This window comes from Nonomuraea monospora, from assembly GCF_039531895.1.
Lineage (GTDB): Bacteria > Actinomycetota > Actinomycetes > Streptosporangiales > Streptosporangiaceae > Nonomuraea > Nonomuraea monospora.
In genome coordinates this window covers 85070-103773 of record NZ_BAAAQX010000034.1, presented here as the reverse complement: position 1 = coordinate 103773, position 18704 = coordinate 85070, and the positions used below count along the sequence as shown (strand labels likewise).

The following is an 18704-nucleotide window of genomic DNA, read 5'->3' as shown; positions in this document are numbered from 1 at the left end:
GCCGAGGCCCGATCAGAGGAACCGGTCACGGACGTAGTTGGCGGCCTCGGTGCGGTTACGCACGCCGATCTTGGCGAACGCGTTGTTGATGTGCGTCTTCACCGTCGTCCCCGCGATGAACAGCCGGGCGGCCATCTCGGTGTTGCTGAGCCCGCGCGCGATCAGCCGCAGCACCTCCACCTCCCGCGCCGTCAACCCGTCCGGACATTCGGTCACCGGCTCGGCGGCACTCCGCGACAGCACCTCCACCAGCCGCTTCGCCGCCACAGGCGAGAACGTGGACTGCCCCGCGGCGGCCGAGCGCAGCGCCGCGGCGATCTCGGCCCGTCCCGCGTCCTTGGTCAGGTAACCGCGCGCCCCCGCCAGCAGCGCCGCGTCCACCGACCGATCGTCGTCGTACGTGGTCAGTACCACGACGGCCACATCCGGATACTCGCGGACGATCCGCCGCGTGGCCTCCACGCCGTCCATGACCGGCATCCGCAGATCCATCAGCACCACGTCCGGCCGAGACTCCGCCACCAGCCTCAGCGCCTCCTCACCCTGGCCGGCGTCCCCAGCGACCTCGACGCCGTCCATCAGGCCCAGCAGCGCCACGAGGCCTTCGCGCATCACCTGCTGATCGTCCACGACCAGCACCCTCACCCCGGCACCTCCGACCACAGCCTCCGCACTCTCACTCACGCACCTCCGGCAGCTCCGCCCGAACCTCCCACATTCCGCCGATCGGGCCGGCGGTCAACGTCCCGCCCGTCAGCACCACCCGCTCCCGCATCCCGGCCAGCCCGAACCTGGGCCGCTCCGCTGGATGTTCCGCCTCGTGCGCCTGGGCCGGAAGCGGGTTGCGGACCGTCAGGTGGACGGACCGCTCGCCGTAGGACAGGTCGAAGGTGACCGGCTGGGCAGGAGCGTGCTTGGCGGCGTTGGTGAGAGCCTCGCGGGCCGTGCGCAGGAGGCAGACCTCGGCCGCCGGGGTGATCGGCCGCCGCGTCCCGGTCGTCCGCAGCTCGGCTTGTACGCAGTGGTCCCGGCGATGTTCGGTCACCAGGAGGCCGAGGGCGTCCGGCAACGGGGGTACGTCCTCGCGCAGGGCCGCCACCGCCGCCCGCGCCTCCACCAGCCCCTCCCTGGCGAGCCCGCGCGAGCGGCGGATGCGGGCCGCCGCACCCGCCACGTCCCCCCGCTCGGTCAGCAGCGCCTCGGCCACGTCCAGTTGGACGCCCAGCGCTCCCAGCGAATGCGCGAGCACGTCGTGCAGCTCCCGGGCGATGCGGGCCCGCTCGTCCAGGGCCATGGCGCGGGCCCGGTCCTGCAAGGCGCGGCGGTACTGGCGGCGGTGCAGCGCGAACAGCACCACGCACACCAGCACCGCGCCCTGCACCACGATCGACGCGCGGGGCCGGTCGAACCAGGTCAGGCTTGCGGCCATCAACGCCAGGTCGATCGCGGTGACCAGGCAGATGGCCGTCATGCTCGGCGTGAGATGCGCCGCGTACAGCAGCAGCATCGCGAACAGGAACACCGTGGGCGCCGCCGACTCCGACCCCGCCACCGTGGCCGCCACGGCGGACCCGATCGCGAGCAGGGGCGTGGCGGGCGGCGAGAAGCGGCCGTCGAACAGGACGAAGGCCAGCCAGCAGGCCATCGAGACTGCCAGCGCCGACCACACCGGTGCCGCCGACCGCTCCGGCGAGGCGACCACCAGCGACCAGGCGAGCACCAGCGTCAGCAGGGCCCTGGTCAGCCGCCCCGTCTCGGGGTCGTCGGCGGCCAGCAGCCGCGTGACCCGCCCCCACACCTCGCGCATGAGCTACCGGGAGTCCCGCAGGCTGAGAATCATGTCCACCAAGATAAGGCGGAACGCCACGAACCCGATGACCACGATCACGGCCACCACGGCGACCGCGATCAGGAACTTCCCGTTCACTTTGCCTCCGTTGGCGTCCAGCAGGCGCTGCAGCAGTTGAAGCCCTTTGTCCATGCCAGGAACGCTAGGGAAGCGGGTGGGTGGAGCGGCACGTCGGAAAGGTGGAGATGGGGGTGGAGACGGCCGGCCGCCCTCCTCCTATTCGGAGTCGCCCTGGGAGCGGGCGGGGCCGTTTCCGCGGACCCTGCCCGGCGGCTGGCGGGTGCGGCTCGGAGTGACGCTCGCCGGGCTGGGGGCGACGGCCGGGGCCGGGGTCCTGTCCGGGCGGGCCGCCTGGGCTCCCTGACCGGCCGACGGTGAGACGGCCGGGCCGGGCTTCGACGCCTCACGCACGCCCGCCGACGGCGGCACCGCGCCCGCCTTGCGCACGGGGCTGCGACTGGGGCGTGGAGTGGCCTGCGAAGGGGATGGGGGAGCCGCGCCGGTGGTGGGCGCGATCGGGGCGGGGGCCGAGCGCGGGCTGGTGGGCGCGACCGGGGCGGGGGCCGAGCGCGGGCTGGTGGCGGCGACCGGGCGGCCGGTGCGGACGTCTTCGCGTGTCTCCCCGCGGGACTCCGCGCCGGCGCCCGGGGTGGGTAAGGGGTCGAACGAGGTGGAACTGCCGGGCAGGGCGATCAGGACGGCGGCGAGCGCCAGGTTCAGTACGCCCACCAGCAGGGTGGAGACCCGCAGGGCCAGCCCCCGGCGGCGGCGCCGCTCCTCGGCCTGGTCGGTCAGCACTTGCGGCACGTTCCTGCCGATGCCATGCGGGGGTGTCCTCCAGGGCGCGGGGCGGATGAGTCCCTCGATCTAGGCATGGATGGACTCGTGGGTCAAGCCCATCCTATGAAGATCACCGGCCTCGGGGCGAAGCCGGGTGTGAAAGGAATCAGGCCCTTCGGTTGAGTACAGGTGTGACTGCCAACATGACGGCTCCACGCCGGCTCACCCAACAGGGGGCGATGAGCGATGCGGAACTGCTGGAGGCGTCGTACCGCAGGCCGGAGCGGTTCGGCGAGATCTACGACCGGTACTTCGCCGAGATCCACGCCTATCTGGGGCGGCGGCTCGACCAGCAGGCGGCCGACGATCTCGCGTCCGAGGTGTTCCTCACCGCGTTCAGGAAGCGTGAGACCTTCGACGCGGAACGCGGCGAGGTACGCCCGTGGTTGTACGGCATCGCCACGAACCTGATCGGCCTGCACCGGCGCGCGGAGACGAGGAAGCTGGCGGCGCTGCGCCGCAGCTCGGCGGCCGGGGAGCGGCCCGAGCACGGCCACGAGGAGCGGGTCATCAGCCGCGTGGACGCCGAGAGCGAGCAGGCGCGGCTGGCGGCCGAGCTGGGGGCGCTGTCCGACGGCGACCGCGACGTGCTGCTGCTCAGCGCGCTGGGCGGGCTGAGCCACGACGAGGTGGCCACGGCGCTCGGCATCCCGTACGGCACCGTCGGCTCCCGCCTGTCCCGCGTACGCAGGAAGCTCCGTGCCGCCCTGGGCGGCGTCAACCCGCTGTCTGGAGGAAACGATGGATGACTACCGGGCGGTGCGCGACCTGCTGCCCGCGCCCCCCTTGGACCCCGAGGTGGAGAAGGCCGGTCGTGAGCGGCTGAACGCCGCGTTCGCCCAAGAGCGGGCGCCGGGCGGCGTGTCCGCGCAGGAGCGGGCGCTGGGCGGCGTGTCCGTGCGGAAGCGGGCGCTGGGCGGCGTGTCCGTTCGGAAGCGGGCGCTGCGCGGGAGGCGCTGGGCGGGCGCGGGGACGGCTCTGGCGGGCGCGGTCGCGGCGGCGGCCGTGGTGGTCGCCTCGGTGGTCGCCTCGGCCGCACCCGCGTCGCAGGTCGGCGAGCAGGCGGTGAAGCCGGTCGCGGTCGCGCCGCTGGGGGCGGACCGGATGTTGCTCGCGGCGGCCGAGACGGTCGCCAGGCAGCCGGACGAAGGCGCTTGGTGGGGCAGCACCCTGGTGAACGGGCGTGAGTTCGACGACCCAGGGCACCGGTACCGGCTGCGCCAGAGCGAGTCGGCCGAGGTGTGGATCCCCGCCGATCCCGAGACCCGCACCTGGTACCGCACCAGGTACCTGGGGGCCGAGCCCGTGAGTGAGCGGGACGCGGAGGCCTGGCGGGCGGACGGCTCGCCCGGGTCGTGGCGATACGGGGCGAACCCGCCCGGTCTCGTCACGGACGAGCGGGCGGACGGCGTCGTGAACGGCGCGGCGGGCCGGGCGCGGACGTGGTCGAGCGAGGACTGGGACTTCCGGGTGGTGCTCGCCGGCGAGCCGCTGACCAGGATGAACGACGTCCCGGACACGCCTGAGGGGCTGCGTGCCAGGTACGGGGCGGGCGTGGACGACCGCGCGCTGGTCGACCACGTCGTCCGGCTGCTGGTCTACGCGCCGGTGACGAGCGGGACGAGGGCGGCCGCGTACCGGCTGCTCGCCTCTCTGCCGGGCGTGACGGCCGCCGGAGCCGTGACGGACGTGCTCGGGCGGCCGGGGGAGGCGCTGGAGTACCGGTCGGACGAGCTGCCGGTCACCGGGTACGCGGGGGAGACCCGGACGCGGCTGGTGATCGATCCCGCCACGGGAAAGCCCCTGTCGATCGAGACGCGCACCGCCCCCGACGGGCGGCTCCTGGAGTACACGGCGATCCGGGAGAGCGTCTGGACGGATGACAACCCTCTGAAGAAGGAGTCGAAATGAGAGTTCTCGCAGTCGCGGTGGCGACGATGGCCGGCCTGGCGCTGGGCGCGGCGCCCGCCCGGGCGGCGGAGCCGGAAGGCGCGTACTGGCGGGTCAAGGAGATCCTGACCATGGACCACGGCCGCCCCGTGGGCAGCGGTTACCGGCTGGTGGAGCGGCGGGCGTCGGTCACCTGGACGACCAGGGACAACAGGTCGTGGTTCGGTTACCGGCCGCTGGGCGCCTGGCCGAAGACGCCGCAGGACGAGGCGGCCTGGAAGAAGGACGGCTCGCCGGACTCGTGGACGTACCGCACCGAGGGCATGAAGATCTCGCTGTCCACCAAGCCGGGCAAGGGCTGGGTGAAGAGGCAGAGCGCCCGTGACAGCGTGTTCATGCTGGGGGAGAGACCGATCACCTATCAGCAGCTCCAGGGGCTGCCCGCCGACGCCGCCGGCATCAGGGCGTTCGTCGGGAAGAGGGTGGATCAGTTCATCGACCAGGCCGTGGAGGACGCCAGGACCGACGCGCCGAAGGCCACGAGGAACGACTGGGTGGCCGAGAGGGACCGGTACGTGGCCGAGTACCTCGTCCAGCTCCTCTACCAGAGCCCGGTGGCGGAGCGGACGCGCGGCGCCGTGTACGAGGCGCTGAAGACCACCAAGGGCGTCACCGACCTCGGCCAGGCGAAGGACTCGCTGGGCCGCGCCGGTCAGAAGCTGAGCCTGCCGGTCACCAAGGACGCGGCGCGCACGCAGGTCATCGTGGACACCAAGGCCATGACGCTGCTGGCCCAGCACCTCGAGCTCACCGGCGGCAAGGCCGGGACCAGGGACACCACGTACGAGGCGGGCTGGACGAACGAGAAGCCCGCCGTGCCCGCCGCCGGCTGAGCGAGCGTACCCAAATCGTTCCAAACCCCCTTGAGCGGCTGCGCTATGATCACATCGGACAACACGCTCGCGCCGCTCACGGGACTCGAGGAACGATGTCGAGCATGAAAGAGGTCGCCCGGCTGGCCGGGGTCTCCGTCGGCACCGTGAGCAACGTGCTCAACCGGCCGGAGATGGTCGCGCCCGACACCCTGCGACGGGTGCGGGAGGCGATCGAGCGGCTCGGCTACGTGCGCAACGGCTCCGCGAGGCAGTTGCGGGCGGGGCGCAGCCGCATCATCGGGGTGGTCGCGCTCGACTTCGGCAACCCGTTCTTCATCGACGTCCTGCGCGGCGTGGAGACCGCCGCCCAGCGGGCGGACGTCACGGTGATGGTGTTCAACAGCAACAAGGACGCCCACCGCGAGGCGGGGCTGCTGGAGACGTTCGAGGAGCAGCGGCCGATGGGCGTGCTGATCACGCCGGTGAACGACAGCGGCGAGGAGGAGCGGCTGAGCAGGCTCGTCTCGCGCGGCATCCCGGTGGTGCGCTTCGACAGCTCGGCCAGCCACAGCGGCGGCTGCGCGGTCGCGGTGGACGACGTGCTGGGGGGCCGGCTGGCGGGCGAGCACCTGCGCGAGCGGGGGCACAGCCGCATCGCCTTCGCGGGCGGCCCGCTCACGGTCCGCCAGGTGCGCGAGCGGCGCGACGGCCTGGCGGGCGTGCTCGGCCCTGACGACACGCTGACCGTGATCCCGTTACCCGACCTGACGGTGGCCACCGGCCGCACGGTCGGCAAGGAGATCGCGGATCTGCCCCCCGGCGAGCGGCCCACCGCGGTCTTCTGCGCCAACGACCTGGTGGCGATCGGGGTGCTGCAGGAGATGACGCTGCGCGGCCTGCGGGTGCCCGCCGACCTGGCCATCATCGGGTACGACGACATCGACTTCGCCGCGGCGGCGGCGGTGCCGCTGTCGTCGATCAGGCAGCCGCGCGAGCAGCTCGGCCACACGGCGGCCACGCTGCTGCTGGAGGAGGCCAACCGGGCGGGCGACCACGAGCACCGCCAGGTCATCTTCCAGCCCGACCTGGTCGCCCGCGCCTCGACGACGGCGCGCGTCCGGGCGAATTAGTTTTCCCGGTTTTTCGTTCATCGCCCCGGGAATAATTCGTTCGGCAATTCGCCGACAGCTCGAAGGAGAAGCATGATTGCGCTCCTTGTCATCGATGCGCAGCAGGAATACTCCCGTTCCGGCTCACTGCCCGTCGAGAGATTCGATCAGGCGATCGGCAACATCAAACGCCTGCTGGAAACCGCGCGATCGAGTGACGTCGCCACGGTGGTGCACGTCCGCCACATCAGCAAAGTGCCCGGGGATCAGAGTTTCGACGCGGGCAGCCCGGGGATCGACTTCGTCGACAGTGTCCGGCCGCTGCCGGACGAATTGGTGGTCACCAAACATTACATCGGCTCGTTCTCGAATCCCGATCTGGACCGGTTCCTGCGCGCCCAGCAGGTGGACCGGGTGGTGATCTGTGGATTCACCTCGTTCATCTGCTGCGACACGACCTCCCGCGAGGCGGTGCAGCTCGGTTACAAAGTCTTTTACGTGGACGACGCGATCAGCGAATTCAGCCTGGGCAATATCACCGCCCAGGATCTGCATCGCACGGTCGCGGCCGTCCAGGGCGCGGTGTTCTCGACGGTGACCACCACCGAGGACGCCGTCGCGCTGCTCGCCGGCAAGGTGTGATGCCGGGCGGCGGACGGGTGGACGGCGCCGTCCACCCGTCCGCCGCCGGGCGCTCAGACGGGGATCACCCTGATCGACGGGTGTCCCTCGGTGTTGAGGTAGAGCCGTTCCTTCTTGTCCTCCTGCTCCAGCTCCACGACCAGCCGGTACCGGTAGGTGCCGGGCCTGAGGCTGGGCAGGACGGTGCCGGCCCAGTAGTAGTAGACGGGCGTCAGGTCGTCCCGCATGCGGTCGGGCGCACCGTAGATCTTCAGCTCGATGCACACCTTCTTCTCGGCGACGTCCTCCTCGTCACCCGCCTCGACGTCCAGGAAGACGATGTTGTTGATCTTCGGCATGGGCGGCCAGGTGCCGTCGCGGCGCCGTTCCATGTCGATCGGCCGGATGATCCAGTTGAGCACCTGGCCCGGCTTGCAGACCGTTTCGAGCCGCGCGGTGCCCTGGCCTGAGCCGCCCACGCTGTTGTCCACCATGTACATGGAGCCGGCCAGCGACTTGTGCTCGGTGGCCTTCTCCATGTCCACGAGCGTGACGATGTTGAGCTGGACGGAGTTGAGCTGCCCGGGGTTCTGCTTCTCGACCTTGCCGGAGCTCGCCCTGGTGGCTGGCATGACCATCGGCGTTGCCTCCTTCAGCCCACCAGCGTGGGCGACAGCGTGGTGACGATCGGCTCGGTGCGCGTTCCGACCAGGAACTTGATCCGGTACGGGACCACGTCGATGTCGTCCTTCTTGACGGTCCCGATCCAGTACGCGACGTCGGTGCCCGGATACACCTTGCGCTCCGGCTCGATCACGTCCTTGTCGACCTCGATGGCGGCGATCCCGACGAACGCCTCGCACTCCAGCGCCAGGCAGTTCCACAGGACGCGGTCCCCGGCGTGCACGCGGGTGCGCAGCTCCTCGGTGCCGAAGCCGGTGGAGCCGCCGGCCTTGTTGGTGTCGTACAGGTACAGGTGGCCGCGCACGCTGCCGGCGGCCAACGCGCCGACGGCGTCCAGGACGGCGGTGATCGAGATCGGGGCCCTGCTGCTGTTGTTGTCCCGCGTCTTCGCTCTGGGTGGCACGGTTCCTCCTCGGGGGGTGGGGTTCAGGCCGGCGGGATGGGCAGCAGGCCCAGGCCCGACTTGGTGAAGGCGTTGCGCTTGGGCTCCGAGACGATCCTGAGCTTGGACTCGCAGGTCAGGTCCACCGGCTCCCACGTCCAGTCGCCGCCCTGCATCAGCAGCCGGTGGAGCTGGATGGACATCGTGTACGTGTACGTGCCCGGCCGGGTCGAGTCCACGGTGGCCGACCAGTACCAGCCGTCGGTCACCATGTCGGGGGAGCCGTACTCGGCCGGATACATGATCTTCTTGTCGACCGCCTCGCCGTAGATGTCGGTGATCACGGGAGGCGGGTAGGTGTGCGCCGCCGCGCCGTCGTAGGAGATGACGTTGCCGGTCACGTCCAGGATCTTCTGAGTGGCGGGACCGCGCGTGCGCCTGGTGCTCTTGACGCGCGTGCCGAGCGTCTGCTGGAGGTGGCTGAGCTGCGCCGCCGCGTCGCCCCCCTGGTTGGCGGGCTTGTGCACCATGGCTTCGAGCTCGGTCAGCGCCTCCCGGTCGGTCTGGCGGGCCCGCTCGGCCTCGTAGCCGCGGGGCACGGTCGGCGGGATGGAGCCCAGGCTGTACGGCAGCCAGTTCAGCACCTGCTCGCTCGCCTGCGACCCGTCGCGCCAGTAGGAGCCGTGGATCGCGGTCACCAGCTCGCCGGTGCCCTCGCCCTCCGAGCCGTGCAGCTTCATGTTGTCGAACAGGTACGTGTTCCCCTCCAGCGTCTTCGTCTCCAGGGCGTTGGCGACGTCCACGAGCAGGATGATCGCGAGTTGCTGGGGCATGGGCTTCCTTCCCTAGATCCGCATCAGCGAGGGCGTCTCGACGTACAGCACGCTGTAAGGGCCTTCGTACATCTGGAACTCCAGCCGGTAGCGGTAGGCCACCCCCGGCACCATGTAGTACGGCACCACCCCGGCCCAGATCTCCAGGTCGAGCTTCTCGCTCTCCGTGGTGGGGGCGCCCGCCACGGCGGTGGGCCCCGGCGGGAAGGCGCCGGGACCGTGGCCCGCCGCCGCGTACGCGGGCTGGGCGGGCTGTGGCGCCGGAGCAGGGCCCTCCCAGCCGGCCTGCGGAGCCGGGTAGGCGGGCGCGCCGGGCGGCGGCTGCAGCCGGAGGAACTCGATGTTCTTGATCTCGACAGGCGTCTGCAGGTCCACCGCCAGCGCGGTCCACTGCACGACCTGGCCCGGCTGGACGATGGTGCACAGGTCAGGCGTCCCCTGTGCCCGGCTCGCGAACGAGCCGTCGTCGATCAGGACCAGGTTCCCGTTGAGCAGCGAGCGGTCGGACAGCGCCCCGATGACGTCCACCAGGGCGATGATGCTCACCTGCGGTTTCACGGCCACTTCCGATCTCCTTTCCGGGGGTCAGCCCCTGTCGCGGACCAGCGGCACCTTGCCGACGTTCGTCCGCTCGATCTCCGGGGACGAGCGCGGCACGAACCGCAGGTGGAACCGGTAACCGGTCTTCTCGATCGAGGCGGGGTTGGCCTCCCCCTGGTTGAACAGCGACAACGAGCGGGGCAGCGCGTTGACGAACACGTGGTGCGCGCCGTACGGGCCGATCGCCGCCTCCGTCGCGTACGTGAGCGCCGCGACGTCGTCCACGGCGGCCAGCAGCGTGATCGAGCGCTCCTCGCGCTGGTTGACGAACTGCACCTCGTGCGCCACCTCGTCCAGGTCCACCGGCGCGACCAGCCGCAGGTCCTCGCGTACCGCCTCGTAGGCCCGCGCGGCGGAGTACTGGCTGTCGGCGATGTGCAGCACGTCGCCGGTCCGCCCGGCGAACTCGAACCGCTCGGCGCGCGGGCCAGGCCCGCCGAGCCGGGGCCTGCGGATCATGCGGTCGCCGAGCTTGAGCCGCAGCAGCGGCGCCTCGTGCGCGTGCAGGCGGGTGACGACCAGCTCACCCTCCTCGTCGTCCCCGACCCAGCGGCCCTGCTCGTCCACGATCTCGACGAGGTGCAGGCCCGGCACCGCCGACAGGCACGGCGAGGACTCCTCCAGTTGCAGGCCGACGGTCTCGGCCTGGGTCGCGGCGAAGTAGCTGAGGATAGTCAGGTTGGGGTAGAGCGCCTTGAGCTCGGCCCGCTTGCGGTGCGCGAGCACGCCGCTGCCGTACAGCGCCACCCGGAAGCTCTCCCTGGCCTCACGCTTGAGCCCCTGACCGAGGTCGGCCAGGATCGCGATGCCGGCGCTGATCCCCATCAGCGCCTTCGGCCCCGGGTAGGAGAACATGTGCTCCAGCACCCCGGCGGTGACGGGCCCCGCGCCGATGTAGTTGACGCCGGGCACGTGCTGCAGCACCCCGCCGACCATGGTGCCGCTGCTCCACATCTGATAGTCGGCCAGCGTGGTGAACAGCCACTTCGGGCCGTCTTCCTGGAAGTGCCGGTCGAGCTGGTACGCGCCCAGGAAGCGCCCGGCGACCCGGTAGGTGTCGTGCAGCTCGCGCAGCGCGTACACGACCTCCAGCGGTGCGCCGCCGCTGGTGCCGCCGCTCGCCACGACCTCGAACCCGCCGTGGTCGAGCGGCACCACCAGGCCGGGCCGGCCCTCCATGTACAGGTCGCGCTGGACGTCCTTGTCGGCCATCGGGATGGCCTGCCAGTCCTCGTACGTGATCGGCCCGCCCCCGTCGGGACCCCAGGCGCGCAGCCGTTCGCGCCAGGCCGGGTTGAGCCGCACGGTGTTGACGAGCTGGCGCAGGCGGCGCAGCACCAGCGCGTCCTGCGTCTCGTGCGGCAGCTCGCTGTACGGCGTGCGGTAGGCCCGCTCGAACTCCCGCATCTTGCTCGCGAAGGACGGCAGCCCGGTCACCGCCTCCGCGGAGGCCGGCGCCAGCTCCTCCTCGGGGATCAGCTTGGCCGCCAGCGTGCGCGGATCCGGGGTCGTCCGGCTCATCGGCGTCCTCCCACGTGCTGCTGGTCGTCCTGCCGGCCGCCGGACAGCTCCTGGCCGACCGCCCTGATCTCGGCGAGCAGCATCCGGAAGTGCTCCTCGGTGATGAGGTGGTTCATCATCACGACGCGCAGCGCGGCGACGCCGCCGACGTCCACCTTGGAGATGAAGAACGTGCCCTGGAGCTTGATGCGGTCCCTGATCGTCACCTGGAGGCGGTGCACGTCCTCGTCGCGGACCCAGCCGGGGCGGTAGCGGAAGCACAGGATGTTCGACTCCGGGTAGTGCGCGGTCTCGAAGTCGGGCTCGGCCAGCAGGATGCGGTGCACGTCCCTGGTCAACCGGCACAGGTACTCGATCTTCTCGGCGAACAGGGCCCTGCCGTACATGGCCCACACGACCCACAACGGCATGATCATGGGGCGTTTGGTGCACTCGATGGTCTTCCCGCCGCTGTCCAGCGCGGCGTAGCTGTCCGGCTCCTCGTCGAAGACGTAGCTGGCGCGCTGGCGGAAGGCCCGGCGGCTCTTGTCCTTCTCGCGGTAGAACAACAGCGTGCACGGCGCGGGCGTGAACATCATCTTGTGCGCGTCCCAGGTCAGCGAGTCGGCCAGCTCGATGCCCTTGAGCCGGTGGCGGAGCTGGTCCGACACCAGCAGGCTGGCGCCGTGCGCGCCGTCCACGTGCAGCCAGATGTCACGTTCCGCGGCGACCCCGGCGAGCCGGTCGATGGGGTCGAACGCGCCGACCGACGTGGTGCCGGCCGAGGCCACGAGGCAGAACACGCGCAGGCCGCGCCGCTCCGCCGCGTCCAGCGCGGGGCGTACCCGGTCCATGTCGATCTGCTGCTCGTCGTTCAGCGGGAGGCGGACGATCTGCGCCTCCCCGATGCCCATGACGCCCGCCGTGCGGGAGACGCTGTAGTGCACGTCGTCGCCGACGGCGATGGCCGGACGGGCCTGGCCCAGGCAGGCGGCGCCGCCCTCCGTCCAGAAGCCGGGGAACCTGTCGTTCCTGGCGGCCAGCAGCGCGGTCAGGTTGGCCAGCGAGCCGCCGGACGTCGTCACCATCGCGAAGCTGTCCGGCGGCCAGCCGATGAAGCGGTTGAGCTCGTCGGCCATGATCTTCTCCACCACGTTGGGGAGCTGGCCGGCCTCGTAGAACGACGACGGCTGGTTCACCACGGAGCTGACGAAGTCGATGACGCCGGCGAGCGGCACGGTGCTGGAGAACTGCCGGCCCATGTAGCCCGGCGAGTGCACCTGGATGCCTGTTCTGACGTACAGGTCGATGATGGCGGCGAGCCGGTCCTCGTCGTGGCCCGCGATGTGCTCCCGCTCCGTCGTCATCAGGGCCCTGGCCGCCCGCGACAGCACGGCGGGCTCGGTCAGGGACAGACCTTTGATCGAGAGATCGGCCAGGTGTTTCTCCAGCTTGGCCACAGTCGTCTCGGAGCTCTCTCGGAACAACCGGACGTCGAACGGTTTGAGCCACTGTGTCAACGCAGCCTCCGTTTGAATGTTCACCCGAATTTCGCGCACGCCGAACTGGGCCATGGAAATCCGATATCCCGGCGGGAGAATGTGATTAACGATCGTTCCACCGGGCCCCAAGGGCGTGCGCGACCATGACGGTGCTCACCTGGGAAAGGCTCCTCCAATTCCCCCGGGCGGAGGTCCGGGCGGTACAGCAGGAAATCGCCGTACATCCTTACCGTGACCCGGCCAGTGGAGGGGAGAAGGCCGGCGTTGCAAACAAGCCGGATCAAAACATGAATCCGGAGGCAGCGCAATAGGTGTCAGGCGTGTCACAGGGAGTGGGATAATATCAAGCCCGCATACCCCTGCGTGGTCGCGCCAATACGACACGGTGAAACTTCTTTTCGGCCGCCGGAGTTTCCCGATGGCGCGGCCGAATAAAAAAGCCGGCCGGAGCGGTCCGAAAAGTGCGCGGAGCCGCTCCGGCTGAGTGGTAAGTCAGGCGCCGTGCCCGTGATGCGCGGGAACGTCCAGGGTCGGGTTGCGGTCGAAGAAACCATGGGGCTTGAGCGTGAATCCCGTGTGGTCCACCGGCATGACCGGCCAGTCCTCGGGCCGGGGCAGGTGGGTCAGGCCGAACACGTGCCAGACGACGAGCGAGCGGCCGTCGAGGTCGCGGTCTGCGGCGGCGAAGGCGGGCAGCCCGGCGCCGCCCGGATGCTGGTTGACCAGGAAACCGGCCGGGTAACGCTCGTCCGGGTCGTACGCGGTGACCCACAGGTGCCTGGTCGCGAACGCGGCCCGCGCCGCGATGGAGGAGCCGGGATCGGCCAGCAGCACCGGCTTGCCCTCGGGCTGCAGCACGTACGCCACCGGCCGCCCCATCGCGTTGAGCGAGGACGGGTTCGTGATGTGCCAGGCCCGCTGCACGGCCGGGTCGGCCAGGCGCTGCGCCTGCCCCTCCCGCAGCAGGGGAGTGCGCCGGAAGGTGAAGGCGTTGCCGCGCGGGTTGCCCGGCCCCATCGGGACGCGGGCCAGCTCGACCTCCTCGACCCGGTTGGCGGGCCCGTCCACGGCCATGTCGAGGCGGGCGCAGAACAGGTGCTGGTGGTAGGGCGCGGCCAGGCCGGGCGCGACCTCCGTGGCGTACGCCGACTCGCCCCGCGGGTAGGCCGAGGTGAACAGCACGCCGGTCGCCTTGGCCTCGAACGCGATGGCGCCGTCCAGGTAGAGGTACCAGTAGAAGCCGTAGTCGTAGTTGCCGACCGTGGCGAAGAACGACAACACCAGGCGGCGCTGGCGGCGCACCTCCGAGGAACCCGTCCACAGATCCGTGTGCTTCCACAGGATGCCGTGGTCCTCCTCGTGCAGGCAGATCGCGTTCGGCAGGGTGCGGGCGGCGCCGTGCTCGTCGGCGATGACGGCGTCGAGGTAGGTGATCTCGCCGACGCAGTCGCAGCCCCGCTCCAGGGAGTTGGCGTACTGGCCGAGGAGGTACTCGCCGACGTCGAAGTAGTTCTGCCAGGAACGGACGGGGGACGGGTCGGCGTAGGGCACGACCATCTCGGCGATCGAGGCGCGGTGCACGATCGGCCGATCGCGGCCCGCGTCGCGGTCGTGGAAGGCGATCTGGTGCAGGACGAGCCCCTCGCGTACGTCGAAGCCGATCCGCAGCGACCAGTTCTCCCAGCGCAGCAGGTTGCCGTCGAGGGTGAAGCTGGGGCCCTCCGGCTGGGTGATCTCGATGGGCCGCTGCGTGGTACGCGCGGGCCCCGTGACGGCGGCGTCGTCGAAGTTGCCGGACACCGACGGGATCGGCACCGGGCCGAAGTCGATCACCTGGTCCACCGTGCGGTTCAGCACGTCCACGTACGCGACGAGGCCGTCCACCGGGTGCGCCCAGGCGTGGTCCTTCTCGTGCTCCTGCACGAAGGCGAGCCCGCGCAGGATCCGGCGGCCCGCCTCGCCGGGGTACTCGCCGGCGTACACGCCCGCCGAGAGCGGCGCCACCCTGACCTTGGCGACGTCCAGCCCCCGGGTCTTGAGCGCGGCGATCCACCGCTCGTCGGTGGCCAGCACCTCCTCGACGATCCCGAACTCCGCGTCCAGCACGGGCGGCTGGCCGTCGAGCGCCGGATCCAGCGTGCGGTCGGACTCGATCGTCCCCCGGGTCAGCGAGACGACCACGTCGCGGGGCGCGGCCCCGGCGGTGTCGAGCAGCAGCACCCTGACCCTGCGGTCGGGCGGGGCGGCGGGCGAGTAGGTGAGCAGCGCGTCCTTGGGCGGCTCCGCGATCCCCGCGTACGCGAAGCGGGTGGTGTCCTTGATCAGCCCGGCGGCTGCCAGCACGGTCCGGGCGGCCGCGATCTCGCCTGGGGACAGCGGGTCGAGCGGGTGCGGCGTGGCGGTCATGGCTTCTCCCTCTGCCGACGAGTTCCGCCGACGAATACCGGCGAGGAACGTCGCCGTCAGCGAACACCACGACGGCGGTGATTTCCAGGGCCGTCGAGCCGGGCGGGCCGTGAGCGGCGTCCTGCCGGGGTCGTCGCGCGCCGGATCAGGGCTCGGGCCGGTCACCGCCTTGCGGGGCCAGGGCGTTGACGATCCTGGACAGGAGCGCCGCCCACTCCTCGTCCGCCACCCCGTGCAGATCCGGCGTGACCAGCGCGCTGCCCATCCCGAGCAGCAGGCAGAAGTGCGCCACCGCCTCCGGCGACAGCCCGGGGTCCAGCTCGCCGTCCCCCTGCGCGACCCCCACGAGGTCGGCGATCCACTCGGCCCGCTCGCCCACGTAGTCGCGCATCGACCCGGCCACGTCCTCGTCCCTGCGCGCCGCGACCAGCGCCTCGACCACCAGGTAGCCGAGGGGATCGCGCCGCCGGGTCAGCGTGCGGCCGATGGCGAGCAGCAGCTCCGTGGCCGACCGGTCGGGGTCGGCGACGAACAGGCTGGCGAGCTGGTTGCGCCCGTGCGCGCGCAGGGCCGCCACGAGCAGCTCGGCCTTCGAGCCGAAGTGCGCGTACAGGGCGCCGTTGCTCACCCCCGCGGCGGCGGCGATGTCCGCCACGCGCGTGCCGTCGTAGCCGCGCTCGGCGAAGACCTCGGCGGCGGCGCGCAGCAGCCGCTCACGTGTCTCCGCGGCGGTGACTCCCGCGATGCGTCCCATGGTCGAATTTAAAATTTCGTTCAATTATCTCGTCAAGAGCGGCTTCAGGGCCTCCTCGGGGTGGAGGGATGTCCCCGTTTGATCTACTCTGAACCGGCGAGGGGAGTACTTCCAAAGAGCCGGCCCGGTCAGTACGGACGTCCCGCGCGTCCCCGGACGGCCACCCTTTGGGTGAAGGAGACCTCGAACGGTTGGATCTGTTCGAGGGAGGTATTCCCATGTCCGCGGGGACATTTTCGCATGCCTTGGAGCTGCGCACCATCGCTTCACCCACACTCTGGATCATCACGGTCGCGGCCCTGTTGCTGCTGCTGGTGGTGGACATGCTGATCACTCGCCGGCCGCGCGAGGAGAGCATGCGCGAGTCGGTCGGCTGGTCGGTCTTCTACCTGCTGCTGCCCGTGTTCTTCGGCTTCTACCTGTGGGCCGGTCACGGCGGCGGCGTGGCGGTCGAGTTCTTCACCGGGTTCGTGGTGGAGAAGTCGCTGTCGGTGGACAACCTGTTCGTCTTCATGCTGCTGCTCGCGGCCTTCGCGGTGCCGTCCGCGCTGGCCAGGCAGGTGCTGCTGTACGGCATCGTCGGGGCGCTCGTGCTGCGGGTCGTCTTCATCTGGCTCGGCGCCGCCGCGCTGCAGAGCGGCACCTGGGCGTTCCTGCTGTTCGGCGCGATCCTCATCGTGACCGCCGGCAAGATCGTCCGGGACGTGCTGAAGGGCGGCGAGCAGGAGGTGGACATCTCCTCCATGCGGACCGTCCGGCTGGTGCGCCGCTTCGTGCCCGTCACCGACGACTACCGCGGCTCGCGGCTCGTCGTGCGCGAGCGGGGGCGGCTCGCGCTCACCCCGCTGGCGCTGGCCGCCATCGCCATCCTGGCCACGGACATCGTCTTCGCCGTCGACTCCGTGCCGGCCGTGTACGGGGTGACGGAGGACCCGTTCCTGGTCTTCGCCACGAACGCGTTCGCGCTGCTCGGCCTGCGGGCGCTGTACTTCGTCCTGCAAGGGGTGCTGACCAAGCTGCGGCACCTCAACCACGGGCTCGGCGTCATCCTGGCGTTCATCGGGGTCAAGCTGGTGCTGCACTGGGCTCACGGGATCTGGACGTGGGTGCCGGAGATCCCGACACTGGCCTCGCTCGGGGTGATCGTGGGGGTGCTGGTCGTCGTCACGGTGACGAGCCTGCTCGCCAACCGGCGTGACCGGCTGCGCGGCGCCGTCGCGGCGGGGGACGAGACGCCAGAGGCGATCCAGGAACCGGCAGGGGAGCGCTAGCCTTCCGCGTCCGGACGCGCCCGCGGGGCACTCGCACCCCGCCTCGCGGGCTCCCCGTTGGGACGGCGCCGCCACACTAGTGGCACCCGCCCGCCACGCAAGAGCACCGCTCGGGCGTCCGGCGGCGCGCCCCACGGCAGGCCACGCGACAAACCCGCCGGTCGAGCCCCTTGCCGCCCCGCAACCCCGTCCCCCACGCCAATGCGCGCGAGGCAGGGCTACACGGGGCGGCCCGGGGAAACGTCAGTGGGGGAGATTAATCTGTGCGCTGTCCCAGCGTTCGACCGGAGGGGGAGCGATCGTGGGGTCTTTCGAGGGCAGTGGGCTGCCCCCGGATGACGTCGTCGTCGGAGCTCTGCGCGCCGGCGACGAGGCGATGTTCGCGGTGCTGCTCGACACCTGGTCCCGGGGCATGCTCCGGGTCGCCAGGTCGTACGTGTCCACCGACCACTCAGCGGAGGAGGTCGTCCAGGACACCTGGCTGGCGGTGATCGACGGGATCGACGCCTTCGAGTCGCGTTCCTCGGTGAAGACGTGGGTGTTCCGCATCCTGGTCAACACCGCCAAGAAGCGCGGCGTCCGCGAGAGCCGCACGCTGCCGTGGAGCACGTTCGAGCGGGACGGCGGCCCGTTCGTCGAGTTCGGCGCGGCCAGGGGCGGCCGGTTCGACGGCGCGGCGGCGTGGCCGACGCCCGAGGGCGAGGCGCTGGCGGCCGAGGTGCGGGTGCTGATCGCCGAGGCGCTCGGCCGGCTGCCTCCCCGGCAGCGGGTCGTGATCACCTTGCGTGACGTGGAGGGATGCACCTCCGACGAGGTGTGCGAGATCCTGGAGATCTCCGCGGCCAACCAGCGGGTGCTGCTGCACCGCGCCCGCACCGCGGTACGCGGCTGGCTCGCGGACTACTACGAGGCCGTCAAACAGCCCGAGTGAGGTCGCGCGGCCCCATCGGGCCCGTGCAGCGGCGACAATGAGTGAAACGGTTCATCCCAGAGACGAGGGCGGTCAACGTCGTGAAGCGGTTCACCTGCGACGAACTGGCGGAACAGCTCACCGCCTACCTTGAGGACGCCCTCGACCAGCCGTCCCGCGACGGCATCCGGGCGCACCTCGCCTGCTGCGAGGGGTGCGGGCGCTACCTCGAGCAGTTCCGCGCCACCATCAAGGTGCTCGGTGACCAGCCGCCGGAGAAGCTGTCGGCGCCGGTTCGCGACCGGCTCATGTCCGCCTTCCGCGACCGCCGTCCCCGGTAGGGACGTCCCCCGAGCACTCACGTTCGTCCCGAACGCCCAGAACCCCGAAACTCTCCCGCAGCGCGGCCAGCACCGGCGCCGAGATGACCCCGTCGCGCAGGCAGCCCAGAGCCGCGATCGTCGCCAGCACCTGCGACACCCACGCGGAACACCCCGCACACGCGCCCAGATGCCCCGCGACGGCCCGATGCCGGCCCGGCGGGAGCGCGCCGTCCAGGTAATCCGTGACCAGGCCGAGCACCTCCGCGCAGCCCAGTGAACCCTGCTCCATGTCACACAGTGCCTTCCGCGCCCCGTCCGTTACGCGGAAATTCGGGTGTAACGATCGAGCGCCTCC

At 70.9% G+C, this 18704-nt stretch carries 21 protein-coding genes; 8 read left to right on the top strand and 13 right to left on the bottom strand.

Going from position 1 to position 18704, the window contains the following annotated elements; all coding sequences use genetic code 11:
• Nucleotides 1–12: 12 nt before the first annotated feature.
• The 4 genes from ABD331_RS45170 to ABD331_RS45155 form a co-directional block, all read right to left on the bottom strand.
• A complete protein-coding gene (locus tag ABD331_RS45170; protein WP_344489694.1) occupies nt 13–645 on the bottom strand; it encodes a response regulator transcription factor in 633 nt (210 codons plus the stop codon).
• 31 nt (nt 646–676) lie between these two features.
• Complete coding sequence (locus ABD331_RS45165) at nt 677–1807, bottom strand: sensor histidine kinase (protein ID WP_344489691.1); 1131 nt, start codon at nt 1805–1807, stop codon at nt 677–679.
• Between the two features lie 3 nt (nt 1808–1810).
• Nucleotides 1811–1981 carry a hypothetical protein gene (locus tag ABD331_RS45160; protein ID WP_344489688.1) on the bottom strand — a complete coding sequence of 57 codons (171 nt, stop codon included), beginning with the start codon at nt 1979–1981 and terminating at the stop codon, nt 1811–1813.
• A gap of 84 nt (nt 1982–2065) precedes the next feature.
• Nucleotides 2066–2647 (bottom strand): hypothetical protein, encoded by a 582-nt coding sequence (locus ABD331_RS45155; RefSeq protein WP_344489685.1) that lies wholly within the window; start codon nt 2645–2647, stop codon nt 2066–2068.
• A 221-nt stretch (nt 2648–2868) separates the two neighbouring features.
• Between ABD331_RS45155 and ABD331_RS45150 the strand changes: the two genes are divergently transcribed.
• The 5 genes from ABD331_RS45150 to ABD331_RS45130 all read left to right on the top strand — a co-directional run bounded on the left by ABD331_RS45150 (nt 2869) and on the right by ABD331_RS45130 (nt 7205).
• Entirely contained in the window at nt 2869–3438 is a 570-nt protein-coding gene (locus ABD331_RS45150; protein ID WP_344489682.1) for an RNA polymerase sigma factor, read from the top strand.
• Nucleotides 3431–4600, top strand: coding sequence for a hypothetical protein (locus ABD331_RS45145; protein ID WP_344489679.1), 1170 nt, complete (start codon nt 3431–3433; stop codon nt 4598–4600). Before ABD331_RS45150 ends, ABD331_RS45145 begins: the two co-directional genes overlap by 8 nt.
• Nucleotides 4597–5472 carry a hypothetical protein gene (locus tag ABD331_RS45140; protein WP_344489676.1) on the top strand — a complete coding sequence of 292 codons (876 nt, stop codon included), beginning with the start codon at nt 4597–4599 and terminating at the stop codon, nt 5470–5472. The genes ABD331_RS45145 and ABD331_RS45140 overlap by 4 nt, the downstream gene beginning before the upstream one ends.
• A 104-nt stretch (nt 5473–5576) precedes the next feature.
• Nucleotides 5577–6584, top strand: coding sequence for a LacI family DNA-binding transcriptional regulator (locus tag ABD331_RS45135; protein ID WP_344489673.1), 1008 nt, complete (start codon nt 5577–5579; stop codon nt 6582–6584).
• Between the two features lie 72 nt (nt 6585–6656).
• Complete coding sequence (locus tag ABD331_RS45130; RefSeq protein ID WP_344489670.1) at nt 6657–7205, top strand: isochorismatase family protein; 549 nt, start codon at nt 6657–6659, stop codon at nt 7203–7205.
• 53 nt (nt 7206–7258) lie between these two features.
• On the opposite strand, the gene ABD331_RS45125 is transcribed toward ABD331_RS45130, so the two are convergent.
• The 8 genes from ABD331_RS45125 to ABD331_RS45090 form a co-directional block, all read right to left on the bottom strand.
• The gene (locus tag ABD331_RS45125; protein ID WP_344489667.1) at nt 7259–7822 is read right to left on the bottom strand and encodes a hypothetical protein; all 564 of its coding nucleotides are present in this window, start codon (nt 7820–7822) and stop codon (nt 7259–7261) included.
• Nucleotides 7823–7836: 14 nt separating this feature from the next.
• The gene (locus ABD331_RS45120) at nt 7837–8271 is read right to left on the bottom strand and encodes a hypothetical protein (RefSeq protein ID WP_344489664.1); all 435 of its coding nucleotides are present in this window, start codon (nt 8269–8271) and stop codon (nt 7837–7839) included.
• Nucleotides 8272–8294: 23 nt separating this feature from the next.
• The gene (locus tag ABD331_RS45115; protein ID WP_344489661.1) at nt 8295–9083 is read right to left on the bottom strand and encodes a hypothetical protein; all 789 of its coding nucleotides are present in this window, start codon (nt 9081–9083) and stop codon (nt 8295–8297) included.
• A gap of 12 nt (nt 9084–9095) precedes the next feature.
• Nucleotides 9096–9647 carry a hypothetical protein gene (locus tag ABD331_RS45110; protein ID WP_344489658.1) on the bottom strand — a complete coding sequence of 184 codons (552 nt, stop codon included), beginning with the start codon at nt 9645–9647 and terminating at the stop codon, nt 9096–9098.
• Nucleotides 9648–9668: 21 nt separating this feature from the next.
• Nucleotides 9669–11204 (bottom strand): phenylacetate--CoA ligase family protein, encoded by a 1536-nt coding sequence (locus ABD331_RS45105; protein WP_344489655.1) that lies wholly within the window; start codon nt 11202–11204, stop codon nt 9669–9671.
• Nucleotides 11201–12703, bottom strand: a complete 1503-nt coding sequence (locus ABD331_RS45100; RefSeq protein WP_344489653.1) for a pyridoxal phosphate-dependent decarboxylase family protein — start codon at nt 12701–12703, stop codon at nt 11201–11203. The genes ABD331_RS45105 and ABD331_RS45100 overlap by 4 nt, the downstream gene beginning before the upstream one ends.
• A gap of 474 nt (nt 12704–13177) precedes the next feature.
• Nucleotides 13178–15091 carry a primary-amine oxidase gene (locus tag ABD331_RS45095; protein WP_344489650.1) on the bottom strand — a complete coding sequence of 638 codons (1914 nt, stop codon included), beginning with the start codon at nt 15089–15091 and terminating at the stop codon, nt 13178–13180.
• A 145-nt stretch (nt 15092–15236) separates the two neighbouring features.
• A complete protein-coding gene (locus ABD331_RS45090) occupies nt 15237–15845 on the bottom strand; it encodes a TetR family transcriptional regulator (RefSeq protein WP_344489647.1) in 609 nt (202 codons plus the stop codon).
• A 245-nt stretch (nt 15846–16090) separates the two neighbouring features.
• Between ABD331_RS45090 and ABD331_RS45085 the strand changes: the two genes are divergently transcribed.
• The 3 genes from ABD331_RS45085 to ABD331_RS45075 all read left to right on the top strand — a co-directional run bounded on the left by ABD331_RS45085 (nt 16091) and on the right by ABD331_RS45075 (nt 18367).
• The gene (locus tag ABD331_RS45085; protein ID WP_344489643.1) at nt 16091–17116 is read left to right on the top strand and encodes a TerC/Alx family metal homeostasis membrane protein; all 1026 of its coding nucleotides are present in this window, start codon (nt 16091–16093) and stop codon (nt 17114–17116) included.
• Between the two features lie 301 nt (nt 17117–17417).
• Nucleotides 17418–18047: an RNA polymerase sigma factor gene (locus ABD331_RS45080; RefSeq protein ID WP_262379879.1), complete on the top strand. Its 630-nt coding sequence runs from the start codon at nt 17418–17420 to the stop codon at nt 18045–18047.
• An 80-nt stretch (nt 18048–18127) separates the two neighbouring features.
• Nucleotides 18128–18367, top strand: coding sequence for an anti-sigma factor family protein (locus ABD331_RS45075; protein ID WP_344489637.1), 240 nt, complete (start codon nt 18128–18130; stop codon nt 18365–18367).
• Here ABD331_RS45075 and ABD331_RS45070 read toward each other — a convergent pair.
• The gene (locus ABD331_RS45070) at nt 18333–18638 is read right to left on the bottom strand and encodes a zf-HC2 domain-containing protein (RefSeq protein ID WP_344489634.1); all 306 of its coding nucleotides are present in this window, start codon (nt 18636–18638) and stop codon (nt 18333–18335) included. The two genes, ABD331_RS45075 and ABD331_RS45070, sit on opposite strands and share 35 nt — an antisense overlap.
• Between the last annotated feature and the right edge of the window lie 66 nt (nt 18639–18704).

Coding starts and splice junctions, on each gene's coding strand:
- ABD331_RS45165 (WP_344489691.1), bottom strand. CDS start 1,807: ATGCGCGAGGTGTGGGGGCGGGTCACGCGGCTGCTGGCCGCCGACGAC.
- ABD331_RS45160 (WP_344489688.1), bottom strand. CDS start 1,981: ATGGACAAAGGGCTTCAACTGCTGCAGCGCCTGCTGGACGCCAACGGA.
- ABD331_RS45150 (WP_344489682.1), top strand. CDS start 2,869: ATGAGCGATGCGGAACTGCTGGAGGCGTCGTACCGCAGGCCGGAGCGG.
- ABD331_RS45145 (WP_344489679.1), top strand. CDS start 3,431: ATGGATGACTACCGGGCGGTGCGCGACCTGCTGCCCGCGCCCCCCTTG.
- ABD331_RS45140 (WP_344489676.1), top strand. CDS start 4,597: ATGAGAGTTCTCGCAGTCGCGGTGGCGACGATGGCCGGCCTGGCGCTG.
- ABD331_RS45135 (WP_344489673.1), top strand. CDS start 5,577: ATGAAAGAGGTCGCCCGGCTGGCCGGGGTCTCCGTCGGCACCGTGAGC.
- ABD331_RS45130 (WP_344489670.1), top strand. CDS start 6,657: ATGATTGCGCTCCTTGTCATCGATGCGCAGCAGGAATACTCCCGTTCC.
- ABD331_RS45125 (WP_344489667.1), bottom strand. CDS start 7,822: ATGGTCATGCCAGCCACCAGGGCGAGCTCCGGCAAGGTCGAGAAGCAG.
- ABD331_RS45115 (WP_344489661.1), bottom strand. CDS start 9,083: ATGCCCCAGCAACTCGCGATCATCCTGCTCGTGGACGTCGCCAACGCC.
- ABD331_RS45105 (WP_344489655.1), bottom strand. CDS start 11,204: ATGAGCCGGACGACCCCGGATCCGCGCACGCTGGCGGCCAAGCTGATC.
- ABD331_RS45095 (WP_344489650.1), bottom strand. CDS start 15,091: ATGACCGCCACGCCGCACCCGCTCGACCCGCTGTCCCCAGGCGAGATC.
- ABD331_RS45090 (WP_344489647.1), bottom strand. CDS start 15,845: ATGGGACGCATCGCGGGAGTCACCGCCGCGGAGACACGTGAGCGGCTG.
- ABD331_RS45070 (WP_344489634.1), bottom strand. CDS start 18,638: ATGGAGCAGGGTTCACTGGGCTGCGCGGAGGTGCTCGGCCTGGTCACG.